Origin of the sequence: Pedococcus aerophilus (assembly GCF_039532215.1) — a bacterium.
GTDB classification, from domain to species: Bacteria; Actinomycetota; Actinomycetes; order Actinomycetales; family Dermatophilaceae; genus Pedococcus; species Pedococcus aerophilus.
Window position 1 is genome coordinate 70,562 of the sequence record NZ_BAAARN010000003.1, and the last position, 14,867, is coordinate 85,428.

A 14,867-nucleotide genomic window follows, 5' to 3' on the forward strand; every position below is an offset into this window, starting at 1 on the left:
GACCGGCCGCGGTCCGGCGTCAGTCGTTCCCGGCAAGGGCCTTGACCACACGCGACGGCGACGGACGACCGAGCTGGTCGGCCATCCACGTGCTGGTCTCGACGAGCGCGGCCAGGTCGACCCCCGTGCGCACCCCCGCACCGTCGAGGGCCCAGACGAGGTCCTCGGTCGCGAGGTTGCCGGTGGCGCTCTTGGCATAGGGGCAGCCGCCGAGCCCACCGGTCGAGGCGTCGACGACGGTCACGCCGTGGCGCAGCGCCGTCATCGTGTTGGCGAGCGCCTGCCCGTACGTGTCGTGGAAGTGCACCCCGATCCGGTCGGCGGGTATGCCGCGGGCCTCCAGCGCATCGAGCAGCCGGCTCACGTGGCCGGTCGTGCCCACCCCGATGGTGTCGCCGAGGGAGAGCTGGTCGGCGCCGAGGTCCATGAGCCGCACCGCCACGTCGGCCACCTGGTCGACCGGCACCGGGCCCTCCCATGGGTCGCCGAAGCACATGGACAGGTACGCGCGGACCCACAGCCCGGAGGTGCGGGCCCGGTCCACGACGGGCGCGAACATGTCGATCGACTCGGCGACCGTGCGGTTGAGGTTCTTGCGGGCGAAGGTCTCGGTGGCGCTGCCGAAGATCGCGACCGCCCCGACGCCGGCCTCGAGGGCACGGTCGAGGCCGCGCTCGTTGGGGACGAGGGCCGGCCGCCGCGAGCCGAGCCCCTCGTCGCCGAGGAGGTCGAGGACCTCGGTGGCGTCCGCGAGCTGCGGGACCCAGGCCGCCGGGACGAACGACGTCGTCTCGATCGTCCCCAGTCCGGCGGCCGCGAGCCGGCGGACGAACTCTGCCTTCACCTCCGCGGGCACGACGGTCTTCTCGTTCTGCAGCCCGTCGCGGGGACCCACCTCGTAGATGGTCACGGCGTCCGGCAGGTCGCTGGCGGGCTCGAGCTGGGGCAGTCCGGTGGTCACCCCCTGATCCTGCCACTGCCCGGATTGCCGCCTGCCGGCCACGGCGCGGCACCGCGCACGTTAGATTTGGCGCAGGTACCGGACCGGCTGAAGGACTTCGCATGAGCGACACCCCCAGGAACGACAGCACCGAGGACCGCGGAGACGACGTCTACCGCGACCCCACGGCTCCCAGCGAGGCGCCGTCCTACGGCCCGCCGTCGTCCTCCGGCACGCCCGAGCGCACCGAGCAGCTGCCGACCGGCGGTGACACCCAGCAGGTCCCGTCCTCGTCGTCGTTCCCCCCGCCGCCGCCCCCGCCCGGTGCGGGCTCGGCCCCGCAGAACCCGTATGCAACCCCGCCTGCCGGCAACGCGCCGCAGAACCCGTACGCCGCTCCCCCCGCAGGCGCGGCCTACCCGAGCCAGTCCGAGGTCGCCCAGGGCGGCGCCCCCGGCACCCCGCCGCCGCCCGGCTACGGCCAGGCCCCCGCGTACGGCCAGCCCGCGTACGGCCAGGCGCCGGCGTACGGCAACCCCGGTGGGTCCCTGAGCGGCAACACCATCGCGCTGCTCATCGTGTCCGGCCTGCTCACCATCGGTGGCTGCGGCGTCGGCATCCCCGCCCTCGTCTTCGCCATCATCGCGGTGACCAAGAAGGACCAGGCGTCCGAGATGGGCAAGTGGACCCGGTGGGGCTGGATCGCCCTCGGTGTCACGGTGCTGCTCGTCGTCCTGGGCTTCGTCGCCCTGTTCTCCCTCGCTGCCGTGGGTGGGTCGACCAGCCCGTGACCGACGGGCCCCTGATCGTCCAGAGCGACAAGACGCTCCTGCTCGAGGTCGACCACCCGCGTGCCGAGGAGGCACGACGGGCGATCGCGCCGTTCGCCGAGCTGGAGCGCGCGCCGGAGCACATCCACACCTACCGCGTCACGCCGCTGGGGCTGTGGAACGCCCGCGCAGCCGGCCACGACGCCGAGCAGGTGGTCAACGCCCTCATCACGTTCAGCCGGTACGCCGTGCCGCACGCCCTGCTGGTGGACGTCGCCGACACCATGGACCGCTACGGCCGGCTCACGCTGGAGAAGGACCCGGAGCACGGCCTGCTGCTGCGCACGACGGACCGTCCGGTGCTCGAAGAGGTGTTGCGGCACAAGAAGATCAAGCCGCTCATGGGTGAGCGGATCGACGCGGACCGCGTGCTCGTACACCCCTCCGAGCGCGGTCACCTCAAGCAGGAGCTGCTCAAGGTCGGCTGGCCCGCCGAGGACGAGGCGGGCTACGTCGACGGCGAGGCCCACCGCATCGACCTCGACAACGCCGGCTGGTCGATGCGGCCCTACCAGCAGCAGGCTGTCGACGGCTTCTGGCACGGCGGCTCCGGCGTGGTCGTCCTTCCCTGCGGCGCGGGCAAGACGCTCGTCGGCGCCGGGGCGATGGCCCAGGCCAAGGCGACCACCCTCATCCTCGTGACGAACACCGTCTCGGCCCGGCAGTGGCGCGACGAGCTCATCAAGCGCACCAGCCTCACCGAGGAGGAGATCGGCGAGTACTCCGGTGCCCGGAAGGAGATCCGCCCGGTCACCATCGCGACCTACCAGGTGCTCACGACGCGGCGGAAGGGCGTCTACACGCACCTCGACCTCCTCGACGCGCGCGACTGGGGCCTCATCGTCTACGACGAGGTCCACCTGCTGCCTGCGCCGATCTTCCGCATGACCGCCGACCTCCAGGCCCGCCGTCGCCTCGGCCTCACCGCCACGCTCGTGCGCGAGGACGGCCGCGAGGCCGATGTCTTCTCCCTCATCGGCCCCAAGCGCTACGACGCCCCGTGGAAGGACATCGAGGCTCAGGGCTACATCGCCCCGGCCGACTGCGTGGAGGTGCGGGTCACCCTGCCCGACAGCGAGCGCCTCGCGTATGCCGTCGCGGAGCCCGAGGACCGCTACCGCCTCGCCTCGTGCAGCCCGGTGAAGATCCCCGTGGTCGAGAAGATCGTCGCGCAGCACCGCGGCGAGCCCACCCTCGTCATCGGCCAGTACCTCGACCAGCTCGACGAGCTGTCCCAGCGGCTCGGTGCCGACGTCATCACCGGTGAGACCTCGGTCGCCGAACGGCAGAAGCTCTTCCAGGCGTTCCGCGTCGGGGACATCGACCTGCTCGTGGTGTCCAAGGTCGCCAACTTCTCGATCGACCTGCCCGAGGCCAGCGTCGCCATCCAGGTCAGTGGCACCTTCGGCTCCCGGCAGGAGGAGGCGCAGCGCCTCGGTCGGGTGCTGCGACCCAAGGGCGACGGTCGCACGGCGCACTTCTACTCCGTGGTGTCGCGCGACACCGTCGACGCCGAGTTCGCCGCGCACCGCCAGCGCTTCCTGGCCGAGCAGGGCTACGCCTACCGGATCGTCGACGCCGACGACCTCGGCGACGACCCCGCCTGAGCCGTCCTGCGCGGAGGGGAGGACTCCCCCGGTCGCACCGCGCCTGACCCGAGCAGGCTGAATACCTGTGTCGCGCAACAGAACTCGCGTCTCGCACTGGCGGCACGGCACGCTCGGTGGGGAGCTCTCCCCATCGACCCACTGGACCCCCGCTGCCTAGGTTTCCCCTCGTCGGCGCACCGGGCGCCGCAGATCACCTGTCCAGGGGGAACCACGTGAAGACCACCAAGACCAAGCTCATCTCCACGCTCGCCGTCGGAGGCCTGCTCGCCGCCGGCGCGATCACCACGACGGTGGCCGCGACGTCCGCAAGCGCCGCGCCGAACTTCCAGATGCCGTTCCCGTGCGGCCAGACCTGGGACGGCTCGACGCGCTCCAACCACTCGCCGAACCGTTCGGTGGACTTCAACCGCCCCAACGACATCGGCGACACCGTCGTCGCGTCGGCCGGTGGCACGGTCAGCCGGGTCGCCAACGAGGGCAGCACGTCCTACGGCCGCTGGGTCGAGGTCAACCACGGCGGTGGCTACACGACGCGCTACGCCCACCTGTCCACCCAGTCGGTCAGCACCGGCCAGGCGGTCAAGGCCGGCCAGAAGCTCGGCACCGTCGGCTCGACGGGCGGCTCCACCGGCCCGCACCTGCACTTCGAGCAGCGCCTCAACGGCAACGACATCAGCGTGAAGTTCAACGGGGCGACCGTCGCGTACTACACGACGAAGGCGTACACCTCGAAGAACTGCGGAGGCGGCAGCGGCACACCCACCAACCCGCAGACCATCAAGGACGCCTGCGGCACCGGCTACACGGTCATCGACCGCAAGGCCATCAAGGGCGCCACGATCTACCTGACCTACAACTCCGCCGCCGGCAAGAACTGCGTGGCCACGATGAAGACGACCAACATCGGGAAGAAGACCCGGGTCAGCGCCTTCCTCGAGGTCAAGGGCGGCAGCCGCAGCACCGACGCCGGGTCCTACGGCTACTACGCGGGTCCGGTCAAGAAGTCCGCTGCCGGCAAGTGCGTGAAGTGGGGCGGCTCGACGAGCGCCGCCAGCTACACCAGCCCGTTCGAGCACTGCGGCTGACGGACGACCCTGCGGCACCACGACGAAAGCGGCGCCCTCCCTGCGACGGGAGGGCGCCGCTGCGTCACCTATGGCGCGCTGCGGCGACCGGAGTGCCAGGACCTCAGAGGGCGTCGAGGACCTCGTGGCTGATCCGTGCGAGGGTGACCGCACCGACGGGACGGAACGGGTGCAGCGGGTCCGGGCCGACCGACCCCGTGGGGCCGCCGAGCTCGGTGTGGGCCAGGGCGCTCATGACGACGTAGGCGTCCTCGCGCGAGACACCCCGCTCGTCGACGAGGACGGAGAACAGCGACTCGTAGGCCATGTCGATGGAGTCCTGGACCGGGTCGCCCAGGCCGACGCACACCAGCTCGGCACCGGTGTCGACGCGCGGCGCCCGCATCCCGGCGCCCAGCCCCTTGACCACGTCGACGGTCACGGTGACGCGACCAGCCGCCTCGATGGCGACGAACGAGGACTCACCTCGGCTCATCACCGCGTGCAGGTCGCCGAGGGACAGCAGCGCGCCAGGCACCTGCACGGGGAGGTAGACCGTCGAGCCGGAAGCAGCGTCGGTGAGGTCCATGTTGCCGCCGGTCGGGTAGCTCGGCATGACCGTCGACAGGTCGCCGTCGGCGGGGGCTACCATGACGCACCCGACCATGGGTGCGGCCGCGCAGTCCAGGTCCTCGGTCAGCTGGACCCGCCCGTCTCGCAACGGGATCCGCCGGACGAACCACTCCTCGCCCATCGGCCCCGCCAGGGCCCCGGCGCCGGGGATGTAGACCGACCAGCCGAAGTCGCCGAAGGTGATGTCCTCGATGGTGACGGCGAGCGCGTCGCCGGGCTCGGCCCCCTCGACGAACACCGGGCCGGTGACGGGGTTCAGCGGTGCGGTGACCTTCGCCAGGTCCCGCAGCTCCTCCATCTGGGCGTAGGCCGCGTCGTCGGTCTCGAAGGTGATGCGGTCGCCGGCCCCGGCGGTCACCCGCAGCACCGGCTCGTCCGAGGCCGACAGCCCCGGCCGCCCCTGGTCCTTCGTCAGCAGGTGCTCGCTCATGCGCGCTCCCCTGCCGCCGCACGCTCTCCCGTCGCCGCGTGCTCCGGACGGATGCCACGGTCGTGGGTCGTGTACCAGGCCAGCACGACGCAGCCGATGGCCAGCCACACGAGGCCGCCGATCTTCGCGGCCGCCTCGGCGTTCCACAGGACGTAGCCGATCACGAGGAACCCGATCACCGGTGACACCCAGTGCAGGAACACGTTCCGCGAGCGCTTCCGCACGGCATACCAGGAGACCACGGACACGTGCAGCAGCATGAAGCTCGTCAGCGCACCGAAGTTCACCAGCGACGCGATCAGGCCCACCTGACCGACGAAGAACAGTCCGGTGACCAGCGTCAGCCCGCCGACGAGCAGGATGGCGCGCTCGGGCACCCGGGTGCGGGTGTTGATGTGGGCGAGGAAGCCGGGCAGCCGCCCGTCGCGGCTCATCGAGAACAACAGCCGGGACGTCGCGCTCTGGGCGGCGACGGCGTTGGCGATGCCGACCGCGAGGGCGTTCATGGCGAGGAAGGCCACCTGCCACCCGTGGTTGCTGACCTGCTCGACGATCCCGAAGAAGGCGTTGTTGACCTCGTCGTCACCGAACTGCTGGGTGTCGGGGACGAGCATCGCGGCGAGCCACGTCTGGGAGACGAAGAAGAACGCCACGAGCAGCAGGCCGACGACCATGGCCGTGCCGGCAGCCTTGCGACCACCCTTGGCCTCCTCGCTCAGGGTGGCGATGCCGTCGAACCCGAGGAAGCTCAGCACGGCGATCGACAGGGCCGTCCCCACGAGGCCGGGCGTGAAGTCGCCGGAGTCGAACAGCGGCGCGGTGGTGAACTGGGCGCCGTTGGTCCCACGGGAGATGGCGGTGACCGCCATGACGATGAAGATGACGATGAACAGCAGCTCGGCCGCGAGGAACAGGCGGTTGACGATGGCGGTGAACGAGATGCCGATGTAGTTGACGCCGGTGTTGACCACCAGGAAGAGCACGATCCACAGCTGCTTCGGGATGTCCGGGAAGATGCCGGCCATCGACTCGGCGGCAAAGACGTAGAGCAGCGTCGGCACGAGCAGGTAGTCGAGCAGGATGGTCCAGCCGGCGAGGAAGCCGAGCTTGGGGTTGAGGCCACGGCCGACGTACGAGTACACCGAACCGGCGATCGGGAAGGCCTGCGACATCTGGGCGTACGACATCGCCGTGAAGATCATCGCGACGAGCCCGATCAGGTAGACGAGGGGCACCATGCCCTTCGACTCGTTGTAGACCACCCCGAAGATCGCCCACGGTGCGATGGGCACCATGAAGACGAGGCCGTAGATGATCAGGTCGGTGGTGGACAGGGTGCGGTTGAGCTCCTGCCGGTAGCCCAACTCGGCGAGCTCGGTGTTGTGCGTGCTGCTCACGACAGCTCCTCGTGGGGGGAAGGGATGGGGAGGGGAACGGACAGGGTGGTGCTGGGCGAGATGAAGCGACGAATCCGGCTGGGGCTCAGTCGTTCTCACGCAGGAAGGCACCGACGATGGCGGTGAACCACTCGGGCTCCTCGACGTGCGGCATGTGGCTGGACTCGGCGAAGACGTGCGAGCGGGCGTCCGGGATGCGCTGGACGAAGGGCTCCCACACCAGCGGCATCGCCTCGTCGTGCGCCCCGCTCACCACGAGCGTCGGCACCGCGATGCCGGGCAGGCGGTCCACGACGCTCCAGTCCTTGAGGGACCCGATGACGTGGAACTCCGAGGGGCCGTTCATCGTGTGGTAGACCGTCGGGTCTGCCTCGAGCTGGGCGAAGGACGCGGTCACCTCCGGCGGGTTCGGGACCACGCGGCACACGTGCCGGTCGTAGAAGACCTGCATCGCCGCGGCATACTCCGCGCTGTCGGTGGTGCCCGCCTCCTCGTGCCGCAGCAAGGTGGCCTGCACCTCCTCGGGGAGCCGCGAACGCAGGGTCCCCGCGGCCTCGAGCCACAACGGCATCGACGCCGGGCTGTCGCAGATGCTCAGGCTCGCGATCCCGTGCGGGTCCGCGAGCAGCACCTCGCTGCCGAGCATCCCGCCCCAGGACTGGCCGAGGAGGTGGAACCGGTCACCGATGCCGAGGTGGTCCACGACCGTCCTCAGCTCCTCGACGAACAGGTCGACCGTCCAGAAGTCGGGGTCCGCGTCCGGAAGGTGGGTGCTCCTGCCGCAGCCGAGCTGGTCGTAGTGGACGACGGCCCGCCCGTCGCCGGCGAGCGCCGTCATGGCGAGCGTGTAGTCGTGGGCCACTCCCGGCCCGCCGTGCAGGACCACGAGCGGCGCCTGCGAGGCATCGGGGCGCAGGGCGTCCGGGTCACCGGTGACGCGGAACCACGTCTCGTGCCCCCGGAACGGGACGGTGCCGGTCCGGCTCGGAGCGGGTATGGCGGGTGGTGCTGACGGGGTCACGGGCTCTCCTTCTCGATGACCGCGCCACTCAACCGCAGAAATGGTCTGGTGACAATACCTTTGAGTGGACGATGAGACGGCGGCCGTAGACTCCCCGGCGTGAGCGACGGCGCAGAGCACCTGGAAAGCGGTACCGGTGGGGGCCTTGACCCGCTGCGCGTGAGCATGACCGCCTCGCTCGCCGACCGGCTCGTCACCGCGATCGCCGTCGGCGCCTACTCCCCCGGCGAGCGGCTCCCGCCGGAGCGGGAGCTGGCCGCGTCGCTCGGCGTCTCACGCGTGACCCTGCGGGAAGCCCTGCGACAGGTGTCCGAGCTGGGGCTCGTGGAGACCCGGCGGGGACGCGGCGGCGGCACCTTCGTCTCGACGGTGGACTGGGGAGAGGTCGCGCCGGACGTGGCCCGACGCACCCTCGAGGTGGAGCTGCCCCGGCTGCGCGACCTGTTCGACTACCGCTGCCTGGTCGAGGGCATGATCGCGCGCACCGCCGCAGAGCGCCGCACCGCCGAGGACGTCGCCGAGCTGCACTCCGCCCTCGCCGAGTTCGAGCAGGTCGAGGGGATGATCGAGGCCCGCGCGATCGACCACCGGATCCACGGGCTGATCACCGCAGCGGCCCGCAACCCGCACCTCAGCCTGCTCAGCGCCCGCCTCACCGCCGCTGCGACGCTCGGGTTCGGCGCCGAGCCCTACTCCCCGGAGTTCCTCGCCCAGGCGCGCGCCGAGCACGCCGAGCTGATCCGGCACGTCGTCCTCGGTGACGCGGACGGGGCCGGCCGTTGCGCGCATGCGCACTTCTCGCTCACCCTCGAGTCCATGCAGGCCGGTCTGCGCAAGGCCGTCGCGCGCTCCACCTGAGCACCACGTCCGTGGAGCACCACGCGGACGCGCCCAGTCGGCATACAGGCAACTCCCAGACTCTGCCCGGACACTGGGTGACGTGAACGCCGAACCGGAAGCCCGCCTGCTCGTCGTCGAGGACGAACCCAACATTCGCGAGCTGCTCGCCACGTCGTTGCGCTTCGCGGGGTTCGAGGTGCACACCGCCGCCGACGGAGCCACCGCCCTCAACCTGGCCACCGCGCACGAGCCCGACCTGGTCGTCCTCGACGTGATGCTCCCCGACATGGACGGGTTCACCGTGACCCGCAAGCTGCGCGACACCGGACGCCAGCTGCCCATCGTGTTCGTCACCGCGCGCGACTCCCTCGACGACAAGATCAAGGGCCTCACCGTCGGTGGGGACGACTACGTCACGAAGCCGTTCAGCCTCGAAGAGGTCGTGGCCCGCATCCGCGCCGTGCTGCGCCGGACCCGCGGCGAGGTCGACGAGTCGTCGGCGTTGCGGTTCGAGGACCTCGAGCTCGACGAGGACTCGCACGAGGTGCGCCGCGGGACGCGCTCGATCGACGTGTCCCCCACCGAGTTCAAGCTCCTTCGCTACCTCATGCTCAACCCCAACCGCGTGCTGTCCAAGGCCCAGATCCTCGACCACGTCTGGGACTACGACTTCCGCGGCGAGAGCGGCATCGTCGAGTCCTACATCTCCTACCTGCGCCGCAAGATCGACACCGACGGGCTGCCCGCACTGATCCACACCAAGCGCGGCGTGGGCTACGTGCTGCGCAAGCCGCCGGAGGCGTAGGTGACCGAGACGAGATCGCCCGCGCACCAGCGGGTCCTGGCTCGAGCCTCGCGCCGCCTCGAGGCGCTGCCCCTGCGGCTGCGGCTCATCGCGGTCATGCTCGTCCTGCTCCTGCTGGCGCTCACCCTCACCGCGTCGGCGACCGCCGTGCTCATGCGCCGCGACCTCGTGGGCCGGGTCGACCAGCAGCTGCGGCTCGCCGCCGAACCCGTCGCCAAGCAGGCCTTCAACGACCTGGGCAGCGCCATCAGCGAGGGCATCCCCAACGGCTACGCCTTCGTCATCCTGCCCAACGACGGCCGCGAACCCATCGCCGCGAACCCCATCGGCGAGTCGATGCACCCGGCCATCCCGGAGCTCACCGTCGACAGCCCGCAGGTCCGCACCGGAGACCCCTTCACCATCCGGTCGCAGGAGGGCGAGCTCAAGTGGCGGGCGATCGCCGGCACCCTGCGCGGCAGCCAGGCCGTCGTCGTCGTGGCGGTGCCGCTGCGCACCGTCGACCGGACCGTCAGCAAGCTCGTCCTCGTCGAGCTCCTCATCGGGCTCGGCGTGCTCCTCGCGTGCGCCGGCGGTGGTTGGTATGCCGTGCACCGCGCCTTCCGCCCGCTGCGCCAGATCGAGGACACCGCGTCCGCGATCGCGGCAGGAGACCTCACCCGCCGCATCCCGACGCGGACGGCCAAGGACGAGGTGACGTCGTTGTCGCGCTCGCTCAACGTCATGCTCGCCCAGATCGAGCAGTCCTTCGCCCAACGCGAGCAGTCCGAGGAGCGGATGCGCCAGTTCGTCGCCGACGCCTCCCACGAGCTGCGCACGCCTCTCGCCGCGGTGCGTGGGTACGCCGAGCTGTACCGCCAGGGCGCGGTCCGTGAGCCGGCCGACGTGGCCAGCGCGATGTCCCGCATCGAGGGAGAGGCGGGGCGCATGGGTGGCCTCGTCGAGGACCTGCTCATGCTGGCGCGGCTCGACGACCAGCGTCCGTTGCGCATCGCCGACGTCGACCTCATCGTGCTCGCCGCCGACGCGGCGCAGGATGCGCGCGCCATCGACACCGGTCGGGCCATCACGGTGACCGGCCTCGACGGGCCCCTGGCGCCCACGACCGTCCCGGGTGACGACGCCAAGCTGCGCCAGCTGCTGGCCAACCTCCTTTCGAACGCCCTCAACCACACCCCGCCGGGCTCCCCGGTCGAGATAGCGGTCGGCATCCGCCGGTCCGACGGCCTGGCCGTCGTCGAGGTCCGCGACCACGGCCCCGGTGTCGACCCCGAGCAGGCGAAGAAGGTCTTCGAGCGCTTCTTCCGCGCCGACCCGTCGCGCGGTCGCGGCAGCGGTGGCGGCAACGGCCTCGGCCTCGCCATCGCCGCAGCCATCGTGGCCGGTCACGACGGTCGGATCGGGGTCGCCCCCACCCCCGGTGGAGGGGCCACGTTCGTCGTCCAGCTGCCCACAGGAAACTCCCAGCCGGCGCCCAGTACTCCTTGACCTCGGGTGTGTTGACTGAGGTCACCAAGCCACACCAAGGAGTGCGAGAGCCATGACCCAGATCCACCAGGACACCCAGCCGGGCCCCACCGGTGAGGGCGGCCAGCCTCCCCAGCAGCCCCAGCCGCCGCTGGCCCCGATGCAGCAGCCGCCGATCACCGAGGCGCAGCAGCCGCCGATCACCGAGGCGCAGCAGCCGTCGAGCGCCCCCTCCGAGCCCTTCGCCCGGCCCGACGACACGGCACCGGTCTGGTACGGCCAGACCCAGTCGTTCGCCCGCGACACCCGTGACCATGGCACCCCTACCGGGACCACTGTGGGCACCACTGCCGGGACCACTGCCGGGACCAACGCCTTCGGGATGTACCCCAGCGGCGACCACGCCGCATACCCCCCGATCGCACAGCCACCGGCTGGGCCGCCCCCTCCCGCGTTCACGCGGGACGGTGCAGAGCCCGCCCAGCCGGGCAATCGGCGCCGCTGGACGGAACTCACCGCCGTCGCGGTGCTCGCCGCCCTCCTCGCGAGTGGTGGCACCTACGCCGCGGCCCAGCTCACCGACGAGGCGCAGACCTCCTCCACTGCGTCCTCGTCGACCCTGGGCCGCGGCGCAGACGCCGCGCCGGTCGTGCAGGCGGATGCGACGAACCCCAACTGGACGGCCACGGCCGCGGCGGTCTCCCCGAGCGTCGTGTCGATCACGGTGGCCTCCGGCTCGGGTGAGGGACAGGGCTCCGGTGTCGTGATCGACGACAAGGGCCACATCCTCACCAACAACCACGTCGTCGCCGGCGCCGGCCAGAACGCCAAGCTCACCGTCACCCTCAACGACGGCCGCACCTACGCCGCCACCGTCGCGGGCACCGACCCGAGCACCGACCTGGCCGTCATCACCCTGACCGACCCGCCGAGCAACCTCACCCCCATCGCCATCGGCAACTCCGACGACATCAAGGTGGGTGACCCGGTCATGGCGATCGGCAACCCGCTCGGCCTCGCCGGCACGGTGACCACCGGCATCGTCAGCGCCCTCAACCGCCCCGTCACCACGGCGGCCGAGGACGACAACAGCCAGCAGCAGAACCCCTTCGGGCAGGGACAGGCCCCGTCGACGCAGTCCGGGGGTGATGACGTCGTGACCAACGCCATCCAGACCTCCGCGGCGATCAACCCGGGCAACTCCGGCGGCGCGCTCGTCAACGCCTCGGGCCAGCTCATCGGCATCAACTCCGCCATCGCGAGCCTCGGCTCGTCCAGCGGCAGCAGCCAGAGCGGCAGCATCGGCATCGGGTTCGCGATCCCGGCCAACGAGGCCAAGTCGATCGCCACCCAGCTCATCGACAAGGGCAGCGCCGAGCACGCCTTCCTCGGGGTCAGCCTGTCCGACGGCACGGCCTCCGACGGCTCGAGCCAGCGGGCCGGGGCCCAGGTCTCCGAGCTGTCGGCCAACACCCCTGCTGCGCAGGCGGGCCTGCAGAAGGGCGACGTGGTGGTCGCCGTCGACGGCGAGCGGGTCGACTCGGCCCTGGCGCTGGTCGCCAACATCCGGGAGCGCGGCGTCGGCGACAAGGTCGCCCTCACCGTCCTGCGCGACGGCAAGCAGCTCGAGCTGACCGCGACCCTGGTGGCCAAGGCCGCAGCCACCCAGTAACCGGTCGTCCCCGGGTCGGGGGCAGGAGGTGAGCCACCACTCACCCTCCTGCCCCCGACTGCCGTGCCGGCCCCCCCCCTGGAAGTCGTTCGACCGACGGGCGCTCGGGTGGCACAGTGGACCCTTGTGTCTGCTGCCCCTGAACTGAAGCGAGAGCAGGACCACCTCAGCACCGCGCGAGCGGCCCTGGCCCGGATGCGGGAGCAGACGCTGGCCCTCAAGGTGCAGGCCCACGACCCGATCTCGGCCGAGCACCTGGCCCGCACGCTGCACCTGCGGGCGGCGTCGCTGCAGGACGACCCGTCGACGACGTTGTTCTTCGGCAGGATCGACACCGACAGCGACGAACGGTGGTACGTCGGACGGCGTCACGTCGCCGACGAGCGGGGCGACCCCCTCGTCATCGACTGGCGCGCGGGGATGTCGACGGCGTTCTACCGCGCCTCGCGGAACGAGCCGATGGGCGTGGTGCTGCGGCGCCGGTTCGGCCTGGACCGAGGTGCGATCACGGCCTACGAGGACGAGCACCTCCAGGACCGGGCCGAGCACGAGGTCCGCAGCCAGATCCTCGCCGAGGAGATCGAACGTCCGCGTGTCGGCCCGATGCGCGACATCGTCGCCACCATCCAGCCCGAGCAGGACGAGATCGTCCGTGCCGGTGCCGAGCAGACGATCTGCGTCCAGGGCGCCCCGGGCACCGGCAAGACCGCGGTCGGCCTGCACCGAGCGGCGTGGCTGCTCTACGCGTTCCGCGACAAGCTCGCCCGCTCGGGGGTCCTCGTCATCGGCCCGAACCGCGCCTTCCTCGAGCACATCGGCGCCGTCCTGCCGGCCCTCGGCGAGGTCGCCGTCGGCCACACGACGATCGAGGAGCTGGTCGCCTCCGTCCCCGTCCGAGGGACCGACTCCACCGCGACCGCCGTCCTCAAGGGGGACGCGCGGCTCGCCGAGGTGCTGCGCGCCGCCGTCTGGTCGCAGGTCCGGCCCGCCACCGAGGCCCTCGTCGTCCCCCGCGGCGTCCGCAAGTGGCGCGTCCCCGCCTACGAGGTCAACGACATCCTCGACGAGCTGCGTACCCGTGGGGTCCGGTACGACGCCGCCCGACAGATGCTGCCGCAGCGGCTCGCCCACGCGGTGCTGCTGCAGATGGAGCAGGCCGGCGACTCCCCGGACGACCGCGTCCAGGACACCGTGGCGCGCAGCACCATCGTCAAGAAGTACGTCGCCTCCCTCTGGCCGGCACTCGACGCCAAGGCCGTCCTCTACTCCCTCCTCTCCGACGCCGACGAGCTCGCCCGGCACGCGCAGGACCACCTCACCCCCGACGAGCAGGCACTTCTCGTGTGGCCGAGTCCCCCACGCAGCAAAGGATCTGCCCGGTGGTCGCGCCCGGATACCGTCCTTCTCGACGAGCTCGCCGACCACATCGCGCGGACTCCTTCGCTGGGTCACGTGGTGCTCGACGAGGCGCAGGACCTCTCCCCCATGCAGCTGCGCGCCGTCGGTCGGCGCTGCTCGACGGGCGCCGCGACCGTCCTCGGCGACATCGCGCAGGGCACGACCCCGTGGGCGACCAACTCCTGGGAGGAGTCCCTGGCCCACCTCGGCAAGCCCGGCAGCCACATCGAGGTCCTCGACCGCGGCTTCCGTGTGCCCGCCAGCGTGATCGAGTATGCCGCGCAGCTCCTTCCGCACATGGCCGCCGGGCTCGGGGCTCCCGTGTCCGTCCGTGACAACCCCGGTCGGCTCGACGTGCTCCCCGTCCAGCCCGACGAGCTGCTCGCCGCGACAGCACGGGTGGTGGCCCGTGAGGTCGAGGAGCCCGGTTCCATCGGTGTCATCGTGCCGGACGCCTGGGTCGACGACGTGTCGAAGTCGTTGCAGGCCAACGGGATCGAGCACGGCGTCCTCGGCCAGGACCACGGTGACATCGACCACCAGGTCGATGTCGTGCCGGCCACGGTCGCCAAGGGCCTCGAGTTCGACCGGGTCCTCGTCCTCGAGCCGTCGGCCATCGCCGCCGCCGAGCCCGACGATCGGACCGGGCTGCGCCGCCTCTACGTCGTGCTCACCCGCGCCGTGTCGGCCCTGACCGTCGTGCACGCCGAGCCTTTGCCGGACGCCCTCACCCCCTGACGACGCAGCCCATCATCCCCCG

The 14,867-nt window shown here is 71.3% G+C and carries 12 protein-coding genes; 8 read left to right on the top strand and 4 right to left on the bottom strand.

Translation table 11 applies throughout. From position 1 onward, the window contains the following. Positions 1-19 precede the first annotated feature (19 nt). Positions 20-961 (bottom strand): hydroxymethylglutaryl-CoA lyase, encoded by a 942-nt coding sequence (locus ABD286_RS12330; protein ID WP_344193830.1) that lies wholly within the window; start codon positions 959-961, stop codon positions 20-22. A 101-nt stretch (positions 962-1,062) separates the two neighbouring features. On the opposite strand from ABD286_RS12330, the gene ABD286_RS12335 reads away from it, so the two are divergent. The 3 genes from ABD286_RS12335 to ABD286_RS12345 all read left to right on the top strand — a co-directional run bounded on the left by ABD286_RS12335 (position 1,063) and on the right by ABD286_RS12345 (position 4,465). Next, positions 1,063-1,731 (top strand): hypothetical protein, encoded by a 669-nt coding sequence (locus ABD286_RS12335; protein ID WP_344193832.1) that lies wholly within the window; start codon positions 1,063-1,065, stop codon positions 1,729-1,731. Next, complete coding sequence (locus ABD286_RS12340) at positions 1,728-3,377, top strand: DNA repair helicase XPB (RefSeq protein ID WP_344193834.1); 1,650 nt, start codon at positions 1,728-1,730, stop codon at positions 3,375-3,377. The genes ABD286_RS12335 and ABD286_RS12340 overlap by 4 nt, the downstream gene beginning before the upstream one ends. Positions 3,378-3,592: 215 nt before the next feature. Further along, positions 3,593-4,465: a M23 family metallopeptidase gene (locus ABD286_RS12345; RefSeq protein WP_344193836.1), complete on the top strand. Its 873-nt coding sequence runs from the start codon at positions 3,593-3,595 to the stop codon at positions 4,463-4,465. A gap of 103 nt (positions 4,466-4,568) precedes the next feature. Here ABD286_RS12345 and ABD286_RS12350 read toward each other — a convergent pair whose 3' ends face one another. The 3 genes from ABD286_RS12350 to ABD286_RS12360 form a co-directional block, all read right to left on the bottom strand. Next, positions 4,569-5,507, bottom strand: coding sequence for an acetamidase/formamidase family protein (locus tag ABD286_RS12350; RefSeq protein ID WP_344193838.1), 939 nt, complete (start codon positions 5,505-5,507; stop codon positions 4,569-4,571). Then, the gene (locus ABD286_RS12355) at positions 5,504-6,904 is read right to left on the bottom strand and encodes an APC family permease (RefSeq protein ID WP_344193840.1); all 1,401 of its coding nucleotides are present in this window, start codon (positions 6,902-6,904) and stop codon (positions 5,504-5,506) included. Before ABD286_RS12355 ends, ABD286_RS12350 begins: the two co-directional genes overlap by 4 nt. A gap of 85 nt (positions 6,905-6,989) precedes the next feature. Further along, on the bottom strand, positions 6,990-7,925 hold the full coding sequence (locus tag ABD286_RS12360; protein WP_344193842.1) for a proline iminopeptidase-family hydrolase: 936 nt from the start codon (positions 7,923-7,925) through the stop codon (positions 6,990-6,992). 99 nt (positions 7,926-8,024) lie between these two features. Between ABD286_RS12360 and ABD286_RS12365 the strand changes: the two genes are divergently transcribed. The 5 genes from ABD286_RS12365 (at position 8,025) to ABD286_RS12385 (ending at position 14,845) form a co-directional block, all read left to right on the top strand. After that, on the top strand, positions 8,025-8,783 hold the full coding sequence (locus ABD286_RS12365) for a FadR/GntR family transcriptional regulator (RefSeq protein ID WP_344193844.1): 759 nt from the start codon (positions 8,025-8,027) through the stop codon (positions 8,781-8,783). 82 nt (positions 8,784-8,865) lie between these two features. Then, on the top strand, positions 8,866-9,570 hold the full coding sequence (locus ABD286_RS12370; protein WP_344193846.1) for a response regulator transcription factor: 705 nt from the start codon (positions 8,866-8,868) through the stop codon (positions 9,568-9,570). Next, positions 9,571-11,058 carry a sensor histidine kinase gene (locus ABD286_RS12375; RefSeq protein ID WP_344193848.1) on the top strand — a complete coding sequence of 496 codons (1,488 nt, stop codon included), beginning with the start codon at positions 9,571-9,573 and terminating at the stop codon, positions 11,056-11,058. It begins immediately after the preceding gene. Positions 11,059-11,110: 52 nt separating this feature from the next. Continuing rightward, the gene (locus tag ABD286_RS12380; protein ID WP_344193850.1) at positions 11,111-12,709 is read left to right on the top strand and encodes a S1C family serine protease; all 1,599 of its coding nucleotides are present in this window, start codon (positions 11,111-11,113) and stop codon (positions 12,707-12,709) included. Positions 12,710-12,835: 126 nt separating this feature from the next. Continuing rightward, positions 12,836-14,845 carry a HelD family protein gene (locus ABD286_RS12385; RefSeq protein ID WP_344193852.1) on the top strand — a complete coding sequence of 670 codons (2,010 nt, stop codon included), beginning with the start codon at positions 12,836-12,838 and terminating at the stop codon, positions 14,843-14,845. Positions 14,846-14,867 lie beyond the last annotated feature (22 nt).

Excerpts from the sequence above, each read along its gene's own strand:
- ABD286_RS12380 (WP_344193850.1), top strand. The coding sequence starts at position 11,111 with ATGACCCAGATCCACCAGGACACCCAGCCGGGCCCCACCGGTGAGGGC.
- ABD286_RS12335 (WP_344193832.1), top strand. The coding sequence starts at position 1,063 with ATGAGCGACACCCCCAGGAACGACAGCACCGAGGACCGCGGAGACGAC.
- ABD286_RS12350 (WP_344193838.1), bottom strand. The coding sequence starts at position 5,507 with ATGAGCGAGCACCTGCTGACGAAGGACCAGGGGCGGCCGGGGCTGTCG.